General features: G+C 43.8%; 12 protein-coding genes. 6 read left to right on the plus strand and 6 right to left on the minus strand.

The features are described 5' to 3' along the window. Positions 1 to 2: 2 nt before the first annotated feature. The gene (locus L0991_17125; protein ID XGB65251.1) at positions 3 to 9,182 is read right to left on the minus strand and encodes an RTX toxin; all 9,180 of its coding nucleotides are present in this window, start codon (positions 9,180 to 9,182) and stop codon (positions 3 to 5) included. Positions 9,183 to 9,434: 252 nt separating this feature from the next. Here L0991_17125 and L0991_17130 point away from each other — a divergent pair, with 252 nt between their 5' ends. Next, entirely contained in the window at positions 9,435 to 11,282 is a 1,848-nt protein-coding gene (locus tag L0991_17130) for a M3 family metallopeptidase (protein ID XGB65252.1), read from the plus strand. An 81-nt stretch (positions 11,283 to 11,363) separates the two neighbouring features. Here L0991_17130 and L0991_17135 read toward each other — a convergent pair whose 3' ends face one another. The 3 genes from L0991_17135 to L0991_17145 all read right to left on the minus strand — a co-directional run bounded on the left by L0991_17135 (position 11,364) and on the right by L0991_17145 (position 13,984). Then, positions 11,364 to 11,675, minus strand: coding sequence for a hypothetical protein (locus tag L0991_17135; protein XGB65253.1), 312 nt, complete (start codon positions 11,673 to 11,675; stop codon positions 11,364 to 11,366). Positions 11,676 to 11,867: 192 nt separating this feature from the next. Beyond that, the gene (locus tag L0991_17140) at positions 11,868 to 12,908 is read right to left on the minus strand and encodes a porin (GenBank protein XGB65254.1); all 1,041 of its coding nucleotides are present in this window, start codon (positions 12,906 to 12,908) and stop codon (positions 11,868 to 11,870) included. A 155-nt stretch (positions 12,909 to 13,063) separates the two neighbouring features. After that, positions 13,064 to 13,984 carry a DUF3187 family protein gene (locus tag L0991_17145; protein XGB65408.1) on the minus strand — a complete coding sequence of 307 codons (921 nt, stop codon included), beginning with the start codon at positions 13,982 to 13,984 and terminating at the stop codon, positions 13,064 to 13,066. Between the two features lie 258 nt (positions 13,985 to 14,242). On the opposite strand from L0991_17145, the gene L0991_17150 reads away from it, so the two are divergent. After that, positions 14,243 to 15,037 carry a LuxR C-terminal-related transcriptional regulator gene (locus L0991_17150; protein XGB65255.1) on the plus strand — a complete coding sequence of 265 codons (795 nt, stop codon included), beginning with the start codon at positions 14,243 to 14,245 and terminating at the stop codon, positions 15,035 to 15,037. A 31-nt stretch (positions 15,038 to 15,068) separates the two neighbouring features. Here the strand turns inward: L0991_17150 and L0991_17155 are convergent, their stop codons facing one another. Beyond that, positions 15,069 to 15,902, minus strand: a complete 834-nt coding sequence (locus L0991_17155; protein ID XGB65256.1) for a RecX family transcriptional regulator — start codon at positions 15,900 to 15,902, stop codon at positions 15,069 to 15,071. 153 nt (positions 15,903 to 16,055) lie between these two features. Further along, complete coding sequence (locus L0991_17160; GenBank protein XGB65257.1) at positions 16,056 to 17,660, minus strand: mechanosensitive ion channel family protein; 1,605 nt, start codon at positions 17,658 to 17,660, stop codon at positions 16,056 to 16,058. A 251-nt stretch (positions 17,661 to 17,911) separates the two neighbouring features. Between L0991_17160 and L0991_17165 the strand changes: the two genes are divergently transcribed. From L0991_17165 to L0991_17180, 4 genes are all read left to right on the plus strand, one after another. Next, complete coding sequence (locus L0991_17165) at positions 17,912 to 18,160, plus strand: hypothetical protein (GenBank protein XGB65258.1); 249 nt, start codon at positions 17,912 to 17,914, stop codon at positions 18,158 to 18,160. A gap of 947 nt (positions 18,161 to 19,107) precedes the next feature. Beyond that, positions 19,108 to 21,171, plus strand: coding sequence for a thioredoxin family protein (locus L0991_17170; protein ID XGB65409.1), 2,064 nt, complete (start codon positions 19,108 to 19,110; stop codon positions 21,169 to 21,171). A gap of 3 nt (positions 21,172 to 21,174) precedes the next feature. Beyond that, complete coding sequence (locus tag L0991_17175) at positions 21,175 to 21,744, plus strand: protein disulfide oxidoreductase (GenBank protein ID XGB65259.1); 570 nt, start codon at positions 21,175 to 21,177, stop codon at positions 21,742 to 21,744. Positions 21,745 to 21,850: 106 nt separating this feature from the next. Next, on the plus strand, positions 21,851 to 22,570 hold the full coding sequence (locus L0991_17180) for a DsbA family protein (protein ID XGB65260.1): 720 nt from the start codon (positions 21,851 to 21,853) through the stop codon (positions 22,568 to 22,570). The last annotated feature ends 290 nt before the right edge of the window (positions 22,571 to 22,860 follow it).

The raw sequence follows: 22,860 nt of genomic DNA on the forward strand, positions 1-22,860 counted from the left end.
ACTTACAGCGTTAAATTATTGTCTTCTATCATTTTTTGTAAAATTTGTGCTTCTAATGCACTGCTGCTATCACCCTGATACAAATCATCATACGTAACATCGGCGAGCAAGATATTTTGTTGGACGTCATCGTCTCCATTGGCCTTGATGGAAATCGTTACGCCTTCCGCTGATTCTTCTAGATCGAGGTACTGTGTCGCACCAATGCCCGTCGCGATACCTAAGCCACCCAGGATACCTGACAAATCGATCGCATCCGTGTCTGGTGAGGCATCAAAATCTTGAACCACATCGAAGCTCGGCGCATCTGCACTGCCTAAACCTGAAGATTCAAATACAAAGCTATCCGAGCCTGTACCACCAATTAGCAAATCATTGTCGTCTGTGGCGGTAATCGTAGAGTCACCTTCAGCCACAAACTCAACCGATACGGTTTGTGGGAGACCAACCGCTTGGTTATTGCCGATTTCTGCTGATGGCTCAATTGTTAGATCAAATTGATCACCACTGTTGTAGCCGCCGGTAATCGCTAAATTAGGCACATCCGCTAATTCCACGACATACTGACCATCGACCATAGAACCATGCGAGAAAGTTAAACCTGCTGGAATATCGTAGATGGTAATAAAACCCTCCTCAGAATCGGCAGGGTTAACGAGAGAAAGGTCTAAACCAAGAGGAATAATGCCGCTCGCTTCAGCGACAATTGATGGGTATTCAAGGCTTAGCAACGGAGCATCGGGCTCTGGTGTAATCACCAAGGTCATATCTTGTGAACTTGGTTCGCCAGTATCTGTGACCAAATTACCAAGCACCGTATTTTGGTCAACCGTTTGACCAGTGATCGTAATATCGAGGTTGCCCCAAGCGTCGCCAGCAAAGAACTCAAGCTCATCAACAGAACTTGCTTTGACGAGGATCGAAGCTTGTATAATGCCGCCAACATTAGTGAAAGAGCTTGTTTCAGAACCAATACGAATTCTATCAAGCCCAGTTAAACCCGAAGGGTCCGAAGTCCCATTCACCGTGACTGTAATTAATAAGAACTCATCACTGTTGGTCTCGAAACTATTCGCATCCAGTGGAATAACAATGCCTTCATCTTCACTGCCTGTCATCTGTTCAGGTAAGTCGAAGAATTCCACCTTATCACCAATTGGGTTCACACCTACGGTAAAGTCAGATTCGGTATAGCGGATTTCAGTGGTACCGATTTCTTGAGTGATTGCCTCAAGCACCAAATTCATGTCTCCACTGAAATCTCTTGGCGGCATAATGACCAAGTTCGCAAGTTGGCTTGGATCTAATTGCCACTCATAAGTAGGGTTTCCATTGAAGGTGCCGCCATCTGCACCGTTGTTTGGAACCAACTCATAAGAGTCTCCCACTTTTATCGCAACGATAGCTCCTTCAGGTACACCTTTTAATGCCAAAGACATGTTCTCAGAACCATCCTGGTCAATCAGTTCTGCACTGAGTGAGGACAATGAAATATAAGTGTCTTCATCACCAATAATGTCTTGTGTGACTAAATTCGCCTCATCCGCGACTGGCTCAACCGTGATAGTCACAACCGTGGTTTTATCTTGCGTATCGGTTTCAGTGACACAATCCGCTTCATCAGTAATGTTGGCTGTCACAGTCAGGGTAATTTCGCCACTATAATGTTCAGGAGGCGTGACTAAGACATCACTCAATCGGCTAGGGTCTGTAACCGTCCATGTACCGTTGCCATTATCAACCAACAAACCTGTATCTGAAGGACTTTCCGACAGCGTACCGCCGTTTGATACCGTGATGGTCAAAGAGTTAACGGTCTCTTTACCGGTCGCACTATTACCCTCACCAGTGATTAACTGACCGTCTTCGACACTGTCACCCAACACAAGCTCAAGGTTAAGATCTGTCGCTGTATCTTCTTGAATTGTCGTGGAGTCAGCTTCCACCGTAATGTCATCAACAACAGGCAAAACTTGAATGCTAATTGTCTGTTCTGTGGTGACGGTCTGACCGTTACATGGCGAGGTCTCAATGGTCTCTATCGTAAAGTCGATACAACCAGCAAAGTCTTCATCCAATCCGGTTAGGGTTAGCTTTGACAAGCCATCAGCAGTAATCGAGTAACCAACAATTTCACCTGATGCGTCGTATTCTGCAATCACACCATCACCAGAAATTTCTACGCCTTCTGGTAGTGAGTCTGCTGGAATGTAGAAAGAAATTTCGTTGTCAGGGTCACTCGCTACATCGGTATTTAGCAAGCCCGTTAAGTCGATATCTTCACCTTCGGGAGTCTTAATCTCGCCATCAGGTTGGATTGGGCTAGGTGGCCCCACAGGGTCACAAGAGCCTCCACCGCCATCATGTCCGGTAATCTGAATTTGAAATGAGGTATTAATGTACTTAGAGTCTTCGCCATCAATAACACGAGCTCGCACAACGATATCTAGAACTGGTGTATCATTCGGGCTAGAGATTGTCATACCACTCAAGATTTCTTGAGCCAGTTCTTGAATAGAATCACTCGTCAGCCCATTAGCCGAGATAATCCAGTTCCCTGAACCGTCTTGGGCTGCACCATTAGGGTGATCGATAATCAAAGAATAGCCATCAGGCACGTCGATCAAGATGTAATCTAAGTACTCTGAGCCATCGATATCAGCATCAACAAAAGTGACTGCGTCCGATACGTTGACTGGTGAGCCATCATCGCTGATGTATATTTGCCCAGAACTTTCTAAACGAGTATCTAATTCAACTCTCGCATCGACAGTGACACTGATTGTGCCTGAAATGTCTTTTACATCCGTTGCCCCTGTTGACGAGGTGTCAGTCACTTCATAGGTAATTGGTATTGTGAATGTGCCACTCAAATCTTCGGTTGCGGTTACCGACAACCTGCCACTGTTTAAAAGCTCTGAAAGGGTTGGCGTTGTGCTATCTAATAGACTCTCTAGATCTAAACCTGAAGCAGGTACTTCAATTACACTGCCATCAAAGTAAAGAGTCAGATCAGCCGGAAGACTGTCAATGACATACCCCGTCAAGGACTCACTGCCATCCACATCTTGATTCACAGATGGCTCTAGGTTCAAGCCTATTTGGCTGTCTTCGATACCTTGAGTGCTAACGACTTGGCCATCTTCTTGATCAACGACAGGTGCTAGCTCTACCTTTAAGGTCATCGGAAATTCGCCCGAATCACCATCTGGTTCCGTTGAGATAGCAATGACTGTGAGCTCTAATTCACCACTGAAGTCAGGAACTGGCTTAAGGTATAAGTCATTGAGTTGTGCGTTAGAAACTTGGAAGACAGGCCCTGTAATGTCATCAATGTACGCAATCGTCAGCGATACTGGCTCTCCCAACGCATCCACCAGCAAAGTACCTTCAGGGATGTTGGTAAGCAGTACGTTAATCTCTTCTGAAACATCGTCGTCCGAAGTTTGGACCACAAAATCCAGTCGAATCAAACCATCTTCGTTAAGCACAGATTGGTTACTGATAACTTTAGTATTGCTATCGTACTCCCAGTGCGCGTTGCCTCCGTCTACAACGACCGGCTCATCCACCACACCTTTAAGGAAAATATTGATGGTTTCAGTGTCGCTAACCGCCGTCAAATTAATAGGCGCTAGCGAGTCAATGGTCGACTCATAAGAAACAGCCGTTACCTTAATGTATAGGTCTTCTGTAAATGAACTGATGTCTTCTTTAGGTATTAGATAAGCAGTACCGTTCTCAATAGCTTCAGCGGACACCAGATATGTGTTAGGACCAATTAGATCAAATAACCCACCTTGAATTGACCAACCGTCTTGTACTTCAATTTGATAACTTAAGGATTCAGAATCATCGGTATCAGTCAGCGATCCACTGATTACGTTCTTCAGGAAAATGTTCTCATCTTCCAAACCTTTGTAATCTTTGACAGATAGAATTGGTTTATCCGCATCAGGAGAGATCTCTACGATGACAGTATGAACATTATCAGCCGTTTTATCGGCAGGGTCAGCGAAGGAGTTTCCGGATTCAGTGGCAATCGCAGTAATTTCGAATTCAAATCGACCCGCTAAGTTTTCATCAGCTCTGATTTCCATTTTGTCGATTTGATTCTGAGTGTACTCCTTACCCTCTTTAACGGAATTTCCATCCAAGGTGATATTCAGACCATCAGGAATGCCACTTATCGTATAAGTCAGCGTTTCCGACGAATCTTGATCAACGAGTTGAGCGGTAATATCAAGCTTAATAGGGTCGGCGTCATCTTCCACAGATTGATAAGTGAAGACCGAGTCAGACCAATCCGGTGCGTCGGCTACAGGTAAAACAGAAACAGCAATATCAGCGGTGAGCTCTTTTGGTACAGTGTCGGTACTAATGATGGCATTGATTGCCAAAATAACCGTCGAAGTAGTATTAGACTCATGAAGCGCTGGACGATAGGTTAACTGCCCATTAGGACCCGTAAACTGACTATCAATCATCGTCAGCTGGCTTCCTGATAAGGTGACCTTGCCGTCGACAACTTGAAGCAATACTCCATCAAGATACAAGCTACCGCCATTCAATGATGCTTCGGAGAACTCGATAGCGGTAACAGTTTCACTTTGGTCAATATCACCCGTTGAAACACTAACGACAATTATTGCATCGTTATCTTCTGTGGTTTCCGAATCTTCATAACGAATAAAACCTTCGTTATCGTCCAGTACAAGCTCTGCGTTACTAACGACTTCATCGCCATCCGCATCTCGCACCAAATAATCAATGTCATCAATGATCTTTGGATCATTTGGATCAGTCGTTACATTAGGATTCGTAGTGAGCTGGTAGCTACCATCAGGTGAAAGCGTAAACTGGCCGTAAATTGACCCGTTGTCATAATCATTAATCAATTCGATCGTGATTGGCGTACCTGCGCTATCAAACGTATAAGTGACATTACGATAAGTGACGCTAATGATTTCTGCACCGTCGGCGCCTGCATATTCTTCGGTTAAGAATTGCCCAGTAAGGTTATCACCCTCAACCATTTCAATAGATCCATCTCGAGCAGTCGGCACATCATCTTTTACGTTGACGGAATAAGTGGCAGGATCTGAGCTGTCTCCATCCGCATCGTTCACCACCAACTCGAAATTAAGAGCTAAGTTATTCTCGCCATTATTACCATATGCATGATCTAGTGGTGCATAGAGCTCAAACTCAGTGGTCCCGTCAGTATTAAAACGAATTCTAAATACGTTATTGCCGTCAGTGTCTTGCCCATAATACCAACCATCAGAATCAACAGTTTGAAGGGATATCGCTTTACCGGCACTGGTGTAGCCAAGTGAATCAAAAGCAGCGGTGTTGACCGTGACAGAAACAACATCATCGGAGCCTTCAATAATACCTAAAGATGGGCTGCTATCTTCTACTCCAACTTGCTGACCATCTCCTAGCAAGCCATCTTCATCAACCGAGATGCTTCCAATGACTGAAATTTCAGGATCTTTACCGTCATAGATTTTTATATCAGACGCTTGCGTGTCTCTCGAACCATCGGAGTCAATGGTGACTATCGAAGCTGGAATCGTCAGCTCGGTGTCTTTAGAACCTGAGCCATGATCAATGGACTGATAAAGCTCGATAACGACATCAACGTTTGTTGAACCATTGGCTTCAAGGCTGAAGCTATCTGGTAATTTAATTCTGAAAACAGCATCGCCATTACCAAGAACCGCATCAAAGGTACCATTACCGTTATCACGCCAAGTCAGTGCTTCACCATTGCTGGTTACTGCTACACCATCGCTATCAAGAACAGCTTGGCCCGTGGTCACATCCAAACCTAAGAAAACCAGCGGGTCATTCCCTGCGGTCACGGCTAAGCTCACGTTAGCTGTTGAACCAACTCCCGATGGAGTACTATCAGCCACAGGAATTTCACTCAGTTCAACCGTTCCTGAACCAATCGTTGGCTCACCGCCATCAGTCACTGATACATTCAAGGTTAATTTAGTTTCATCGTTGTCATCATCTCTAGCGGTAACAACAAATGGAATTTGGTCCGTAGGAGAGCTTTGATCCAAGCCTTTGTTTAGAACAAATGTGTAGGTGACATTAGAGTCGACTTGGCTGTCGGTTTGAGGGAAACTCAGCGTAAAAGCAACGTTCTCGGCACTGACAGAACCAACGTAACCGGTAAGTAAGTTTCCGTTCGGTGAGATAGTGTAGACAATCTGTTCGCCTCCACTAAATAACAAGGGTTGATCGGCTAAATTGAAGAAAAGTGCTCCCTCGTAATCACTACCTAAATTGAGGCTGAAAACACCAGTGCTTGTCGTTGCACCACTTGAGAGGTCAGATTCATCAACCGCAGCATCACTGACAGATACTAATATAGGGTCAGAGCCATCTTTCACAATCCATTCGAATCGCCCTTCCCCTAATGGTGTTCCATCAAGGTCATTACCTTCAATGATCATTGGCAGAGTAAAAGAGTCTTTAACCAATTCGTGGTTAAGTGGTTTATTCAACACGAGCGTGACATTAGCTAAAACATCATCACCGCTTGAAGTTGCAGAAAGCGTCAGTGTAAAGATCGTCTCACCACTTACTTGAGCGGTAATAACTTTCCCATCGCCAGACAGCGTGTAAGACAGTGGAAAGAGAATTTCACTCGTTGTCAGGTTCAAAGCATCAAGCAGGTTGAGGGTATCAGCATTAAACACTAATGAATCAGGGTCAGGATTGTCAGATTCACCTAAAACTGTGAATTGTCCTACAACGGTTTGTACACCTTCCGAAACATCCGTTTCAGTGGTGGTCGCATCCCCATCTAGTATTTGTCCCGCATCACCATCGAAAATATCGATAACCGCGGTGCCATTTCCGAAGTCGTTACTGCTATCGCCAGCGACATAATTGAAACTGATGTTTTGAGCTACCGTATGATCTAAGTTTCTGTTGGCGACAAACGTCCAGTGACCATTTGCAAAGACGGTTAAAACACCTTCATCAAGAGTAAATGAAACTGGAGCGCTGCCTGATATTGTTTGTGTCGTCCCATCAACTTCAACGCTTCTTATAGTTAACTGGGTATCGAGATCGATGTCGTTATTGAGTACATTGCCAGATACCACTTCACCTTCAATAACTTCATAAGATTCATCAAAAATGAGTGGGTCCGAATCTTTAATAACAATAGGCAGATGACCAATAACGAGCTCAGTGGTGCCGTCCGCATCCGTTTGTAACCCCTCAATAACCAGCGCGGTCTGAATTGAATCTAAACCAGCCTCTTGGTCGATCGCCTTATAGAAGTTGATGTTTACGTTGCTGCCAGAAATAGCCGCATCAAATACAACTTGACCATCGCTTCGTGTTCCAACCAAGCTTTGCTTGTCAGCCGATACTGCGACAGTAATCGTTAAGTCTTGAGAGGTTAATGACTCAGCTAGACTTTGATCATCACCAAATGAGAAATCTGCAAAGTCGATACGGATATCGGATGTTTGTGTTTCGTCGCCAAAAATGCCAATGATATTTTCAGAAAACACCACAGACTCAGGAAGAATAATCGTTGGCATGTCATCGATAGCTTCGTTGCCGACGGTATTGAAAACTTTTGCGTCAATCGTCCATTCAGCAGACGAATCAAGGGCAGAAATATCAATATTCTCCACCAACCAGTTGCCCGAAGAATCAACAACGCCTTCAAAGACTAGGATCTGAGTTCCATCGCTTACTTCAATGTAAACTGGCAACCCTTCAGCAACATTGGTTGTACCCTGCATGGTGGTAAGTTGGCCGCTACGAAATGCCAAAATACTAAAGCCATCTAGCGTATCAATATCAATAACAGGCGAAACAGTATCAATAACAATGACCCCTGCACTATTTACTGCATTCGCTGGGTTGCCAGCGACATCAATAGTGTCAGCCTCAATGGTAATACTGCCATCTGCGAAACTCGTTAAATCGACGCCCTCGACAGACCAAGCACCATTCACAACCGTTGCCGTTAGAACGATAACGTTGGTGGTGCTGTCTGAAATACGGATATTGACCGTTTGGCCATCCTCAACATTTTGGACGGTACCGAAGAACTTAGCAGACTGAACTTCGAAACTGTTGAGAACACCATCGCCGCCATCATCAACACTTGCAGTGATGCTCGCTAACGTATCTTTAATTATGGTGTCAGTCGCTGTCGTTGGGTTCCCTGCAATATCGATGGTGTTAGCAATAACCGTCAGCTCCCCTTCCGCAAAACTTGAGTAGTCTTGTAGAGTGAGAGTCCATGTACCACCCGATACGATCGTTGTGTATTCTTGCGTGAGGCCTTGGCTATCGGTAATGGAAATGCTTATCGTCTGACCATCTTCAACATTGGCAACGGTACCGACTAGCGCTCCGTTGGCAATTTCGAATTGATTGTAGAACTCATCACCAAAGCCATCAAAATCAACATCGATTGTGGCTAGGGTATCTTTGATTGTAGAGTCATTAGCTGCAATGCTATTGCCAAACTCATCAGCAATCACCGCATCGACCTTAAGATCCCCTTCAGCCAATGAAGAGAGATCTACACCGTTTACCACATAGGTTTCATCGCTTGTGGTTGCCGTTGTGGTTACCGTATTACCATTAATGTCAGTGATCGTTAGAAGAACGGTGCGCCCGTCTCGAACATCAACAGCGGTCCCCGTTATCGTGACTGAAGGTACTTCGAACTGGTTTTCGTATCCATCACCACCATCTAAAATATCAACGGTTAATGCTGCACTCGGTAAAAGTATGTCGAGGTTGCCTTCATTCGATGTTGTGTCGTCTTCAAAGTATTCTGTTGGTCGAGTATCAAAACCGGCTTCTGCCAGAGTTTCATCTAATGTCGAACGAACGTAAGCAATAAAAGAGGCGCTAGCGCTAGGTTGGTCGTTTGAAGCGCTCGGCTGTTCTGGTGAGCTTTCAATGTTGTTTACAAGCTGTGCCACCACCTTTTCCAACTGTTGTTCTACAGCTTCTATTTGTGGTTCTGTCAGAGGTTGAGTCTGCTCCAAGTTCTGAGGTTCAATACTCACAACTTGTACGCCATCGGCCTTCGCTTGGGAAGCGGGTAATGGCTGCCAAGTACCGTCAGGAAATACCTGCCAAATTACCCCACCAACTTCGATATATAAAATAGGATCCATCCTAAACCTCTTCCTTACAAAACGCTGACATTGAGGGCATCAATGCGCTCAATAAAAGACTAAAAAATCAGCAAAAACACTCTAATCAATACTAGCAAACAACAAATCTTTAACAGTTAATTAATTACCATTGATACGCTGTAAAGTAAACCGATAAGCTGTGACTTCCATTCAGTTATATCTAACGTCACAAAATACATTTAATGAATATGTCATAATGTTGAAATTACTGGTTAATTTTCAAGGAATGTCATGACGGCAACGAACTATCTCAACCAATTGAATCACAAGTATCTTGCAACTCACAAAACGAAAGAAGACTTCTTTTGGGATACTTACATGGGCATCAGTGACGACCATGATGGCTCCACCCTCGCTCAAACTCAGTGGACCGAATTTCTAAGCTCTGCTGAGCAGATAAAGGCTATCGAAGCCCAGCTCAGTACCATCGACCAAATTCAAGATCCTCAAGAAAAAGAGAACACCTTAACCGGGCTAAATGGTTGGTTAGCTACGTTCAAATCACATGCTATCGAATCGCAAGATTCACAAGCGCTAAAGGCCGACCTCATCAAGTTTGAAGGGGAACTGTTTGAGAAAAAGCAAAACCACGTGATGACTTACGTAAATGAAGTGGGACAAGAAACAGAAGGTTCGCTTCCTGTCCTAGGTTCAGCGGTGAGAAGTAACAGTAGTGAGCAAGTTAGGCGTTCAGCACACCAAGCCTTATTGGGGCTAGAACAATGGCTACTTGTGAACGGCTTTATTGAACTCATCAAAAAACGCAATAAGTTTGCCCAGTCTCTGGGGTTCAAAACGTTTTTCGATTATTCCGTCGTAAAAACGGAGCAGATGACCACTGAGCAACTGTTTGCGATTTTGGACGACTTTGAGTTGCGTACCCGAGATAGTCACCAAAAAAGTCTCACCAACTTGGCTGCCCAAAAGGGTCAAAGCGCACTCGAAGGCCATAACTTCACCTACTCTTTTGCTGGTGACGTGATGAATGACCTCGACCCTTACGTCCCGTTCTCAAAGTCATTGAGACGCTGGGTTGAATCTTTTGGCCGATTAAATATCGAATATTCTCAAGCCACACTGAAGTTGGATCTGCTTGATCGCAAAGGCAAGTACCCAAATGGTTTTTGTCATGGACCTATTCCTTCTTTTTATGACCAAGACACTTGGGTGCCAGCTCAAGTCAACTTCACAAGTAACGCTAAGCCCGATCAAGTCGGCAGCGGCTATGATGGAATCAACACTCTGTTTCATGAGGGCGGGCACGCGGCACACTTTGCCAACGTCAAAATGAACGCTCCGTGTTTCTCTCAAGAGTTTGCACCGACCTCAATGGCTTACGCGGAAACTCAGTCTATGTTCTGCGATAGCCTATTGAATGATGCCGATTGGCTAAAACAATACGCAGTCAATGATGAAGGTCAGCCGGTACCTGATGAGCTTATTAAAGCGATGATTGATAGTAAGCAGCCATTCAGAGCCTACCAAGAACGCAGCATTCTTGTGGTGCCTTACTTTGAACGAGCGCTGTATGAAATGGCTGACGAAGATCTTACACCTGAGAAGATCACTGAGCTCGCTCGTCGTAGCGAGAAAAGCATACTTGGTTTGGATTGCAGCCCACGTCCATTAATGGCGATCCCGCACCTGTTATCAGACGAAGCTTCTTGCGCATATCAAGGTTACTTACTGGCTCACATGGCGGTGTATCAAACGCGAGCTTACTTCACTGACAAGTTCGGTTACTTAACAGACAACCCTGAGATCGGCCCTTTATTGGCTAAGCACTATTGGTATAAAGGCAATAGTGTTAATCACAATGGAACAATAGAGAGCCTGACTGGAGAAGGTTTCAATGCAAAATACCTGGCTGATGAGTGCAACTTAACACCTGATCAAGCATGGGCAATTGAAGAGAAAAAGATCAAACAACTAGCTTCTCGTGAACGTGCACAAATCGCAGATTTAAATGCGAAAATATCGATTGTCGATGGCGCAACTGAATTAGCGAATAATGAAGAATCGAATGAACAAATGTGTGATGATTTTGAGCGTTTTATTGTTGAAAAATACGGACGATAACCAACGTTCACAATCACTCGTTGATTAAACAGATAAAAAAAGGACGATATTAATCGTCCTTTTTTCTTTTCAATATTGGCATTACGCCGTAGCGCACACCGAGCGTGTTTCGGTATCGAATTCAATATCAACCGATTCAACGCTTCTCAAAGACTTTCTGTGAATGCCGTATACCTGTCCCGTCAACACAATATAAAACTTTTCAGTTTTCAGTAATTTCCATGCTTCATCTAAAGATTCTGCGTAGACTTTGTTTTGTGAGTCTTGTGGACGAGTACCAGCAGCTCTTCCATGTTTACGTGCCAATTCGAACAATCCATTTCGATTAGGCTTGCACGTAAACAGAGTCTCATTGCCATAAATGACACCCTTGCCAGATATGCTCTTAACCATTTTGTATCTCCAGATAATAATCCACTCGTAACGCTTGAGTGGCATAGCACATGTCGAACAGTGGATGCTTAAGCTGCGCAAAGAAGAGAATATGGTGTAAAGACCGGGCAGCAATTACACCATGACGTTCAGTTTCAATATTTGAGTTTTAAAGGCTTTGGTTCTTAGCGTGCCTAAGCCTCGGCACTACTCTTAGAAGTAGTAGTAAGCTGCTGCGAATACGTGTGTTTCTTCGTCGTATTGCATACTTGTTGAACCAATACGCGAGCCTTCGATATCTTGCTTAATATCGATGCCCATATCAGCATTGTCAGCAATACGGTACATAGCTGCGATGTTGATGTAAGAAGCGTCTACGTCCGACTGGCCGTCAAGTTCATTGTTGCTAGATGCGTAACCAGCTGCAATGGTTAGGTCTTCAGATAGTGTGTAACCACCAGACAGGTAGTAGCCCTTGTTTTTAGATGAGTCACTCTCTTCAATCCAAGAGTTTACACCTAGCTTAAGAGCACCAACTTTCACGTTACCAGTTACTGTGTATACTTCGAAATCATCTTCGTAGTTACGGTTTTCGTAGCCAGCGTATAGGTTGAATACTTCTTGCTCTAGACCAATGTAACCGTTCACACCTTTGTCGAAGTCGTCGTCGCTACGAGAATCTTTCGTTTCAAAGTAAGAGATGCCGTAAGCGATACCGCTTGTTGCGCCTTGGAACTTAACGACATTGAATGCATCAGAAGCATCACCAGCAGAAGCACCAAACTCGTAAGTGTTATCGCCTGCGCCGTCAACTTTATCTAGTGCCGTATCATTTTCCCAACCGAATGAAGCGATACCGTAACCAGTGTCGAAACCTAACCAAGCTTTATCAACGTCTGTCGCAGGGCCTGTATCAATACCATTCACCCAACCAGATGTAGCTGCGTCGTTCGCTGCAACGTTATCGTCAGTTGTGTAATTCAGCATCATGTCAGTTTCGAAGTAACCAACAAAACGGTTGTTACGGTAGCTTACCGCAAGTGTTAGACCAGTCGCCCAGTCATCGTAAAATGCTTTTGAACCTGTGTCGTAGTAACCACCAACACCGAAAGAACCTGCTACTGAGAATTGATCTTTGTGCATAGAATCAAAAGCAAACATCTCTTCATTCTGGCTATTTTGGCTGCTTGTGTTTACAGCGAATGCTGAAGTTGAAATGCTTGCAATCGCAAGTGCTACTAATGTTTTTTTCATGATTACCACTACCTATATATTGATTCGGCCTTGTTAGTCCGGCCTTTTGGAGTGGCGCTATTGTTCAAAAATTACAGTTATTGATATACCGTAAAATTACTGAAATTTTATAGCCAAGATGAATTTAATTAAATAATGATATGTTGATATCGCTTTTATATTGAGAAACGTAAGCCGAGCGTGAAACCGATATCAGTACTGTTATCCATATTACGAATGTTCTCAATCATCAAGGCTTCTAAAGCAAGGCGGTACAAACGATAGCGATACCCCACAACCACCTCATTCGATGGCTCCGAGAAATCTGGATCATTGGTCGACCAGCCTTGATAGTTAAGCGATTCAAGGACAAAGCTATGGCGCTGATTCCATCGATATTCATACCCAACAGCCCAGCTAGCACTCACGTTTTCAAGTGCTAGCCTCTCATCACTCACTAAGTGACCATCGCTGTTTCGATGCACAAGGCCAATGGTAGAAAAGAAACTGTGCCTTGGAGTGATATAGCTGTAGTTGAGTTGGACACCCTGCTCGAAACTGGTTCTCGCAAACTGCCCGCTTCTTACATTGTTGTAAAACAGTGAACCACCAGCCGACAGTGACATCGGTCCTCGAGAATACAGTAACAACTCATTATAGAAGGTAAGCGCATTGGTTAGGTCATCACCTTCGAAATCTGACACATGAATACCGGCATTATGAAAATCCATAGTGAACTGGTCTTCTGCAACCTCATCACGGCCATTCTGCCCAACACCAAACAGATCATGAAACCCCATCACAAAACTATCTAAACCGTTATCTTTGGCTGTGACAACACGATAATCGAGTTCAGTTTTCCAAATCGGAGACGCTTGCCATTGAACTGCAATATTGGATTGATTTTGATAATAGTCTAAGGAGTAAGCTTGTGTATGTGCCCATACACTGGCCTGCGTATAAGAGGACTTAAACTCAATCGTACCAGTCCTATTTGGTTCAGCAGAACGAAGCTGTGTAGAGAGTACATTCGAATGAATGGGAGATTGTGCATAGACAAACATTGGAGATGCTACAGCACTATGAAAAGGCAATATTGATAGGGATACAGTCAGAAATGTTCTTAACGCTGTCACAACTTTCTCAATGGTTTAAAACGTCCGATTTTCTTAAAAACAGCGTTCAATTAATGCAGCAAATTTACTGCTTTTCGCTAAAATACATAGAATAATCTGTTCTAAAAAAATCGAGCTAAGAACACCTTAACGATCTTTTAATGTTCACTTGCTCTCGAGCGTTTTAACGAATATCTTCACCGCGTGAATGAATAACCTAACTTTTGATAAGGATAAAATGTGAACGTCTCTAGCCAGAGCTTTGAGCAATTGTTGATGAATCAGTCTGAAACTTTGATCAATAGTGATCCAAAAGATTTTACTGCAACTTGGTCCACGGCAAGCTTTGACGTTCTAGACTGGTTTGATATTGACAGATTAACCCTGTACCCAAACTCTATGGTACTGCTCGAAGATGGGAAAACAATCTCGGTATCTAAATCACATATTCCATCTATCAATAAGCAAGACTTTTTAGGCTGTAACCATCTCGAGTATTTGAAGCTCCTCAAAACCCAAGAAACCTACTTAGAGTTTTCAGAAGATCAGCTCGCTAAAATTCAAAACGATGTGCTACGCCGAATATATAAACAAGGTGGCAAGTGGCACTGTATTATACCTTTGCAGCTGTTTAACCAACGTTGGGGAGCACTCTCGTTCACTAACTTCCATGACAATAAAACCACATTGGGTTTAGAAGACATTAAGCGACTGAAGCTTGTGTGTGAGATGTGGCTTTGTTATTGGCAGCATTCAACGTTAGCTCGAACGTTGAATCAAAGTGAGAACTTGTGGGAAGACGACAGTGATAAGCTGTTGTTGTTATCGAAAAAGCAAACCAAGGTGCTATCACTCATCGCTCAAGGGTACACTGCCAAGGAGTGCGCCGATAAATTGCACCTCAGCCCTCGTACCATCGAATCGCATAAGTACAGAATGCTTGGGTTAATGAACCTAAATAATCACAATGAATTGGTTCAATTTGCTTTGCGTAACGGCTTAGGAATTACTGAAAATAGAGACGCGACTCGATAGACGTATTTAACTCGGTTTATCTAGTCACTAGCTATTCGTTACCTTCACTTAACGCGAACTTTATCTCATCAGATGAAAAACCTTTACGGCTGAGCATCGCATAAGCCTTGGAGCGCTCTTTATGATCATTAAGATCGTAAGACTTTTTCTGTAATTGTTCTAAACAAGACGAGTAGAAGTCCAGTTGCTCTTCGTTGATTAATCGATCGATTAACGCTGATAGCTCGCTGGTATCGATTTGTCGTTGTTTCAGCTCTTGCTGAATGGCAGTCAACCCCTTCCCTTTTCGCGCGTATTTCAACACCTCTTTCTCCAAATCGGCTTTTTCGGCCTTGAGTTGGATATTACTCTTAAGCTCATGAGCTTGTGGGTGCTGATCGATAGCAACTTTGACTTGTTGATAGCTGAAGCCACGTTTTTGCAGTGTCGCTACAAGCTTTTCACGGCTCATGGTAAAGCCTGAATAGTAATGATTGATTCGATCGATCAAGATCATTTGTTCATCGATGTTTTTCTCAGCAGATACCTTGTGAATCGCATCCGAAATAACCGAATCTGTTAGCCCTTTCTTCTTCAACTTCTCAACGATGTATCGCGAGCCAAATTCGCCAAAGAAGGCTTGCTCAACAAATTGCTCTGCAAAATCCTGATCTGACTTTAGATAGCCGTAACCTTTCAAGTTCCTTAAGGTTTCGTCAATCCAATCTTGATTGTCCGTTTTCACTTTCAGTTTCGCAGTCAACTCGCTTTCAGTCATATCCCTCTGGGTTAAGTGCCACATGGCAGAGTTCATGACGCTTTCGATTCGTCGCGCTTTTCTTACCGTTGCTTTTTTAATATCCGGGTTTTGCTGTGAGTCATCCATTCAATTTCAACTATCAAGATTAAGCCTGCCCCATGATAACGCAATTCTGAGTTGGGTGAAGTGAGATAACGGAATGAAGCTTAAGATACACGGCAACAAAAAAATGGACGCCGAAATAGCGTCCATTTAATTGTCACGTTAATCAATGAGCGATTAGCTCTCTTCGTGATTATATATATGCACATCACGTTGAGGGAACGGAATAGTGATGCCTTCTTCGTCGAAGCGTTTCTTAACAGTTTCCGTCACATCCCAATATACATCCCAGTAATCGTCGGTCTTAACCCACGGCCTTACCACGAAATCTACAGAAGATGTGTTCAAAGTATGTAGCTTAATCATGTGCTCTGGTTTTTTTAGCACTAGAGGGTGCGCAACAATGATTTCGTTTAATACGGCTTTCGCCTTATCAATATCATCAGAGTAACCAATGCCAAATACCATATCGACACGTCGAACACGCTCTGCTGTAATGTTGTTGATCACATCACCCCAAATTTTATTATTTGGAATCACCAAGCGCTGGTTATCGATAGTCTGTACTGTGGTCGATACAAGGCTCATGTCTTTTACCGTGCCTTGAACACCAGCCACTTTCACCATGTCACCCACATCGTACGGGCGGTAGATCAAGATCATCAAACCAGAAGCAAAGTTAGATAGCGTATCTTGCAATGCGAAACCAATGATCACACCAGCAACACCGAAACCGGTTAGCAGTGGTGCTAGCTCTATACCGATTTGTGACAGCGCGATAAGCAAACCGATAAACACGACTGCTTTCGATGCAATTGACACAAAGAAGTCCTGCATCAATACACTGAAATCCATTTTAGAATGTGACACACTCTTACGAACGGTCTTGCGCGCAACATTCGACAATAGACGTGTTACATACAAAATACCTAAGAACAGAGCCAGTTTAACAACAAATGATGGCGTGTTTTCGAATGCCCACGCACTAAATGAACGAAGCCAGCCATCTAAAAGCTCCAATGCAACATCAACGTCTAACACATCAGCGTTAATGTCTCCCGTTGTCGCCAGCAACACTCGCTTATATGAGGTTACGTCGACGCCAAAAGGTTCCATCAGAGAGATTGTCTCTTCTAAGCTAGCAACCATCACGCTCGTGCGCTCACTGAAGCGTTCAAGCTCCTTTTTGATAGTCGCTTTCTCTTCTTCATTAACAAAAGACAAGCGTGCTTCTAAATCTTGTCGCTGCGTATCTGTGTAGAGGATCGCGTTCGTTAGGTATTTAGAACGAGACACTAACGCCTTTTTCAGCGTATCTTCCGATGCAGTAACATCGACACCACGCTCTTTTGACCATGCTAATGTTTTCGCAAGCTGCTGGTAGTAGGTGTCCATCATTCCGATTCGTTTCTGAATGCGTAATTCAAGACGCTTCTTAACATCACCTTCAGCCGAACGGTTTTCTTTACTCATTGAAACGATTTTATCTTCGTTCAATGTCAGTAATTTTTGTAAAAGTTCAACCTGCTGAGCCAGAACGGCATCCAGCCCTTCCTTCTTGTCAGAAGAGAGTTGTGTGAAAATCTCCTCACGTAGCCCTTGGTTCTTGCGTCTCAAAATATCTTCAAGAAAGGGTTTCTCAGCATCATGCGCCGTTTCTAATGTTGCCAGATCGAGCATAAGCTGATCTTGTACTTGTGTTATCTTATCGACACTTTGCGCGAAACTTCCGAATGCGACAAACGTCAACATTAACAATAGACAACGCCAAACCTTCATCATATTAATTCCTATTACTGTCTAAATTGACCCTATAAATAGTAGTAAAAAGAAGATGGATAACAAGCATTTAAACGTATGTTGTGTTAAAACTTCGCAAAATATCAGCCCGTATCTAATATTTGAGAGTTCCAATCGCTCTCCATGACCTGTAGAGTACGCATCCAACAAAGAATAACGACTGAGATCGGCTTTAGGCGCATGCTTTGAAACGCCTTATTACCCGGTATTGGTTACAGCAAGAGAATGAAAAAATGAACAACGAACTTGATGTAATTAAAACGCTTGAAGAACTAGAACAATTCCTAATTTCAGTAGAAGCTGGTGGTTTAGGCCTAGAAGGTGTTGAAGGCGTTGGTATGGCGACCAATAACTCTGACGGTCGTCACTTTGTTGCAGTATTCAATAGCAGCCACCAGGTTCTACTTGCTCGTTGGATCACTGACGAAGTATTTGAAAACGGCAAAGACCTAGTGCGTAACGGCCCACGCCGCAGTCACTAAAACGGCTAAGCAGGAAGTTAGAATACTAAGCTTCTGCAGCCACAGATAAGAATTGAACAAGCCCAATCAGATTCCAGGTGAATGAGTGGGCTTTTTTTTACCCGATATCATCACAAACGTTTGTTAGCGGTACCGTAAAAAGAAATATTAAAAAAGATCAGATTCTTATGAACTTAACTCCAATCGCGGTGCCTTAACGTCTAGGTTTGGTGATGATACACCTTTGGGCTTTGACAGTTTTATGACTTGTAGCACAAAGCAAAGTTATCTAAGCTAGCCGCCGTGAAATGAGCTGTTTGATAACCCTGTGATTAAAAATAGTTCGTCAATTTAAAGACCAAGACCCAATACTAACTGACTCTGTTACTGATTGATTTGCTAAGCACACCTAGATTCTTTTTATCTCACCAAAACCGCCAACAAAAGCAATCGCTTTGGGCGCTTTTCCTTACCGGACTGGTTATCATAACTTGTCTGGCGAGTACGCTGTCTGCAAATAAAGTTACGTTCTCCAACTATTCGGTTAGTCAATCAACACGCCTTGGTACTGAAAGCAGTGATCCACAAGCCTCTATGGCTTCGTCTGAAAAAATGTCTGAGCTTTATTCCAGCGTATTCGGTTCTCAAGCATCTAAATCACTGTCTGCGCCAACTTCAAGTGCCTGTGACCTGAGTTCTAAAATGCTCACCTTCGCGACACCTAAAACTGGCTGGCTGATCCCTTTTATTCTTCTGATCGCTGTAGCATTCAGCCTTCCGCCTCACATATCGAGATTATCCAGAGACAATCATCGCTCTGCTCGACCAACAAAGCACCGCTTACACTTAAAGCACTGTATATTTAGAGAATAAATAACCGGGCCATTACACCCTTTTATTTATTTTTTGGAGATACATTTGTGTACAACACACTTCTAACTAAGTTTGCCGATTGTTTGGCACTCTGTATGCGTACATGCGCGAAAACTATAGTTACTGCCCTACTGGTAATGACGTCATTCACAGCTCTGGCACAAACGACCGGCTGGCTGAGTGTGCCTGAGCACCCGCCTGTAAAGATGCGAATGATGTCGACAGGGGAACAATCCGATGACGGTTCTCAAATTCAGACCGTACTCGATGTCGTGCTCGATGGAGACTGGAAAACCTATTGGCGTAGCCCTGGTGAAGGAGGCATCCCGCCAAGCTGGGACTGGTCTGGCTCCACCAACATCGAATCAGTTGAGTGGCATTGGCCTATCCCTAAATATTACGAGCAGCTAGATGTAATGACATTGGGCTATAAAAAGCATGTCAGTTTCCCGGTGACGCTCACATTGAAAGACAACACCAAGCCTGCAATATTCAAGGCGTCTTTCACCTTTCCGTCATGTACCAATATCTGTGTTTTAACAGATTACGACATTGAATTGCCGATTGATCCACAAACATTGGAGCTCGATGAAGAAGCCATGTTTTTGTTCAATCAGGGCATGAGTCAGTCTCCACGCGAAGCTAATCGAACTTCTGTGAATGGCCTGTACTGGGACAAAAGCAAACAACAATTGGTAACTCAGCTGACGAGTAAAGATGGCTGGGATAAACCTATGGTACTGATTGACGGCGAAGAAGTAATCGACGACTTCTTCTCTCAGCCTACCGTTCATATTACCGACAATACAATGACCGCTGTATTTGACGTGAGCAACTGGATTGGTGAAGTCGATCTAACCGATCGCACGGTAAGTGTCACTGTCTCAGATACCAACTTTGCTGAAGAGATGACAGCTAAAGTAGGCTCAGAGCCAATCGCTTATCAAGAGAGCAACAACGGCTTTATTGCGATGATCGGTTTCGCCTTAATTGGTGGTTTGATCCTCAACATCATGCCATGTGTGTTACCCGTATTAGGAATGAAGCTAAACAGCATCATTCAGAATCAAGGTGCCTCTCATCGTCACATTCGACTTTCGTTCCTGGCTTCTGCTGCTGGTGTAATTACTTCATTCGCACTGCTAGCACTTGGCATGACACTCCTAAAAGTAGGTGGTAATGCGATAGGCTGGGGAATCCAATTCCAGAACGTTTGGTTTATCGGGTTCATGCTGATCATAACCTTGCTGTTCTCAATTAACCTATTGGGTTTATTTGAGTTCCGACTGCCTTCAGGTTTAAACACCTGGATGGCGACCAAAGGTGACGATTCACATTCGGGTCACTTCGTTCAAGGCATGTTTGCCACACTCTTAGCAACACCGTGTAGCGCGCCATTCCTTGGTACCGCCGTAGCTTATGCACTTGGGGCAAGCTACCAAGAACTATGGGCTATCTTCATTGCACTTGGCATTGGTATGAGTGCGCCTTGGCTAATCTTTGCGCTGTTCCCAAGCCTAACCAAATTGCTGCCGAAGCCGGGCGCGTGGATGTTCAAAGTTAAGTTGGTATTTGGCTTAATGATGTTCATCACCAGCTTATGGTTAACAAGCTTACTGACCCCATTCATCGGTAAGTTCCCGACCATCCTGCTGTCTTTGTTTATTGTTGTTTCGGTATTGATTTGGATTGGCATGAAACTAGGCAGAAAAGTACTGATTCCTATCATGGCGACCACTACTCTAACGTTTGGTGCTGCGCTTATCATCGGTAGCGTGACCGCTGATAACTGGGCGACCCCGATTGTCGATGACCTACCTTGGCAGAAGTTAGATGCTAAACAAATTCCTCAGTTAGTTGAGGAAGGTAAAACGGTCTTTGTCGATGTGACGGCTGAGTGGTGTATCACCTGTAAAGCAAACAAGATCGGTGTAATTCTCCAAGATCCGGTGTACAGCCACCTACAGCAAGAAGACATTGTTTTAATGAAGGGCGATTGGACAACACCAAGCGAAAGTGTCACCCAATACCTGCAAAGTAATGGGCGATTCGGTGTTCCATTTAACATCGTTTACGGCCCAAGCTACACACAAGGCATCCCTCTACCCGTGATTTTAGACAGCGACACGGTTGTTCAAGCTATCGATGCAGCGAGGTAATCAATGAAGACTCCCAACGCGAAAGATACAACTGGCACAACGGAAAGTGGCTATGCAAAGCACGAAGTGAAAAAGCAGAACCGTCTTAAGAAGTGGGGAAAAGAGCTCATCTCAATGATCTTAATCGTGGGCGTTGTCTCTTTTGTCATGGATTTTTATCACAGCAGAAACATGCCTCAAGGAGATGCCATTCCAATCGTGGGTCAATCGATCCAAGGTGAGGATATTGACGTTATTGAGCTCAGTAAAAATGGCAAACCAGTGATTGTCTACTTTTGGGCTACCTGGTGCGGTGCGTGCAAACTGGTGAGCCCGACCGTGAATAGCTTCAGTGATTCACATCAAGTCGTCTCTGTTGCTTTGTCCTCCGGGCCAGATGAACGAGTTCAACGTTTCATTGATGCCAAGGAGTATGATTTCCCTGTGATTAATGATCTTTCTGGTTCGATCAGCAGAAGTTGGGGCATCAATGTCACACCAAGTATTGTCATCATCAAAGATGGAAAGATAAGCAGTATCGCCACGGGCGTTACTTCTCCAATCGGACTTTGGCTAAGAACTTACTTTGCATAACTTATCTGCAAAACAGGCCACTAGGTCAATTTAAACCAACTAAAGAACATTAGCGCGAGCGCAACTCAATTGGCGCTCGCCATTAAAAGAATTTGAGATTAATAACATGAAAAAACTTCTGATTAGCACACTGATTTTAGGCTCGATGATGAGTGCAAGCGCTTTCGCAGAACTAAACAAAGAGCAAGTACAGCAGCTTGAGGAGATCAACCAATTCCTCAAAGAGAACCCTTCTACAATTTCGGGGCTACACACCAGCTTAGAGCAGTATGTTGCAGGGCAAGCGCAAGCAAAGAAAGCTCAAGCAGAGAGCCATGATTGGCTATACAACAATGATGCTCATCCAATTACCGGAAACCCTGATGGTAAGTCGGTGATCATTAACTTTACCGACTACAACTGCCCATTCTGTAAGCGCTTAGAAAAAGGCTTGGTTCAACTAGCCTCAGAAGACAGTGATATTAAGATTATCAATGTGTACCTGTCGTTCAAACAGCAACAAGTAAGCGGCCTTGATACAAATGCAGCGTTATATGCGATGAAAGTTTGGAAGGATAAGCCAGAAGCATTCCCAGAAGTCGACAGATTACTGATGGCGAAAAGTGGCATTCACACCAAATCATCACTGCAAGCAGTCGCGAAGAAAACTGGAACAGAAGCACAATTAGAAACGACGCCGGACCAAAGCCAAACACTGCTAACCAACCACCAAACGTTTAGTGCACTCGGTTTAACAGGCACACCAACACTGATGATGAATGGGAAAATATTACCAGGGTATGTTCCTTACGATCGCTTGAAAGAGATCGTGGATGAAGCGTTTTAATCTCGCTAATAAGTAAAGGCAAAGCCACCCAGTAAAAACCAAAAGCCTACTTGTTTAGTTCACAGTAGGCTTTTTTGTTTGCCAGTATTTTCACTGCGGTTTGAAGTCATGACTGTAAGGTCATCATTTTGCAATAGAAAAACACTCTAAGTGTCACCACTACGCAATGGGTTCTTAATCTAATCTCGGTAGCTTAAAAACAGTTCTGTCGAGAGTGCGAAGACGTGTTAACTCTAGACAACTGTCCTTTGACCGAGCTTAGCTCGGTCTTTTTTTGAGTGTTTCAAAGG

This window comes from Vibrio chagasii, from assembly GCA_041879415.1.
Taxonomy (GTDB): domain Bacteria; phylum Pseudomonadota; class Gammaproteobacteria; order Enterobacterales; family Vibrionaceae; genus Vibrio.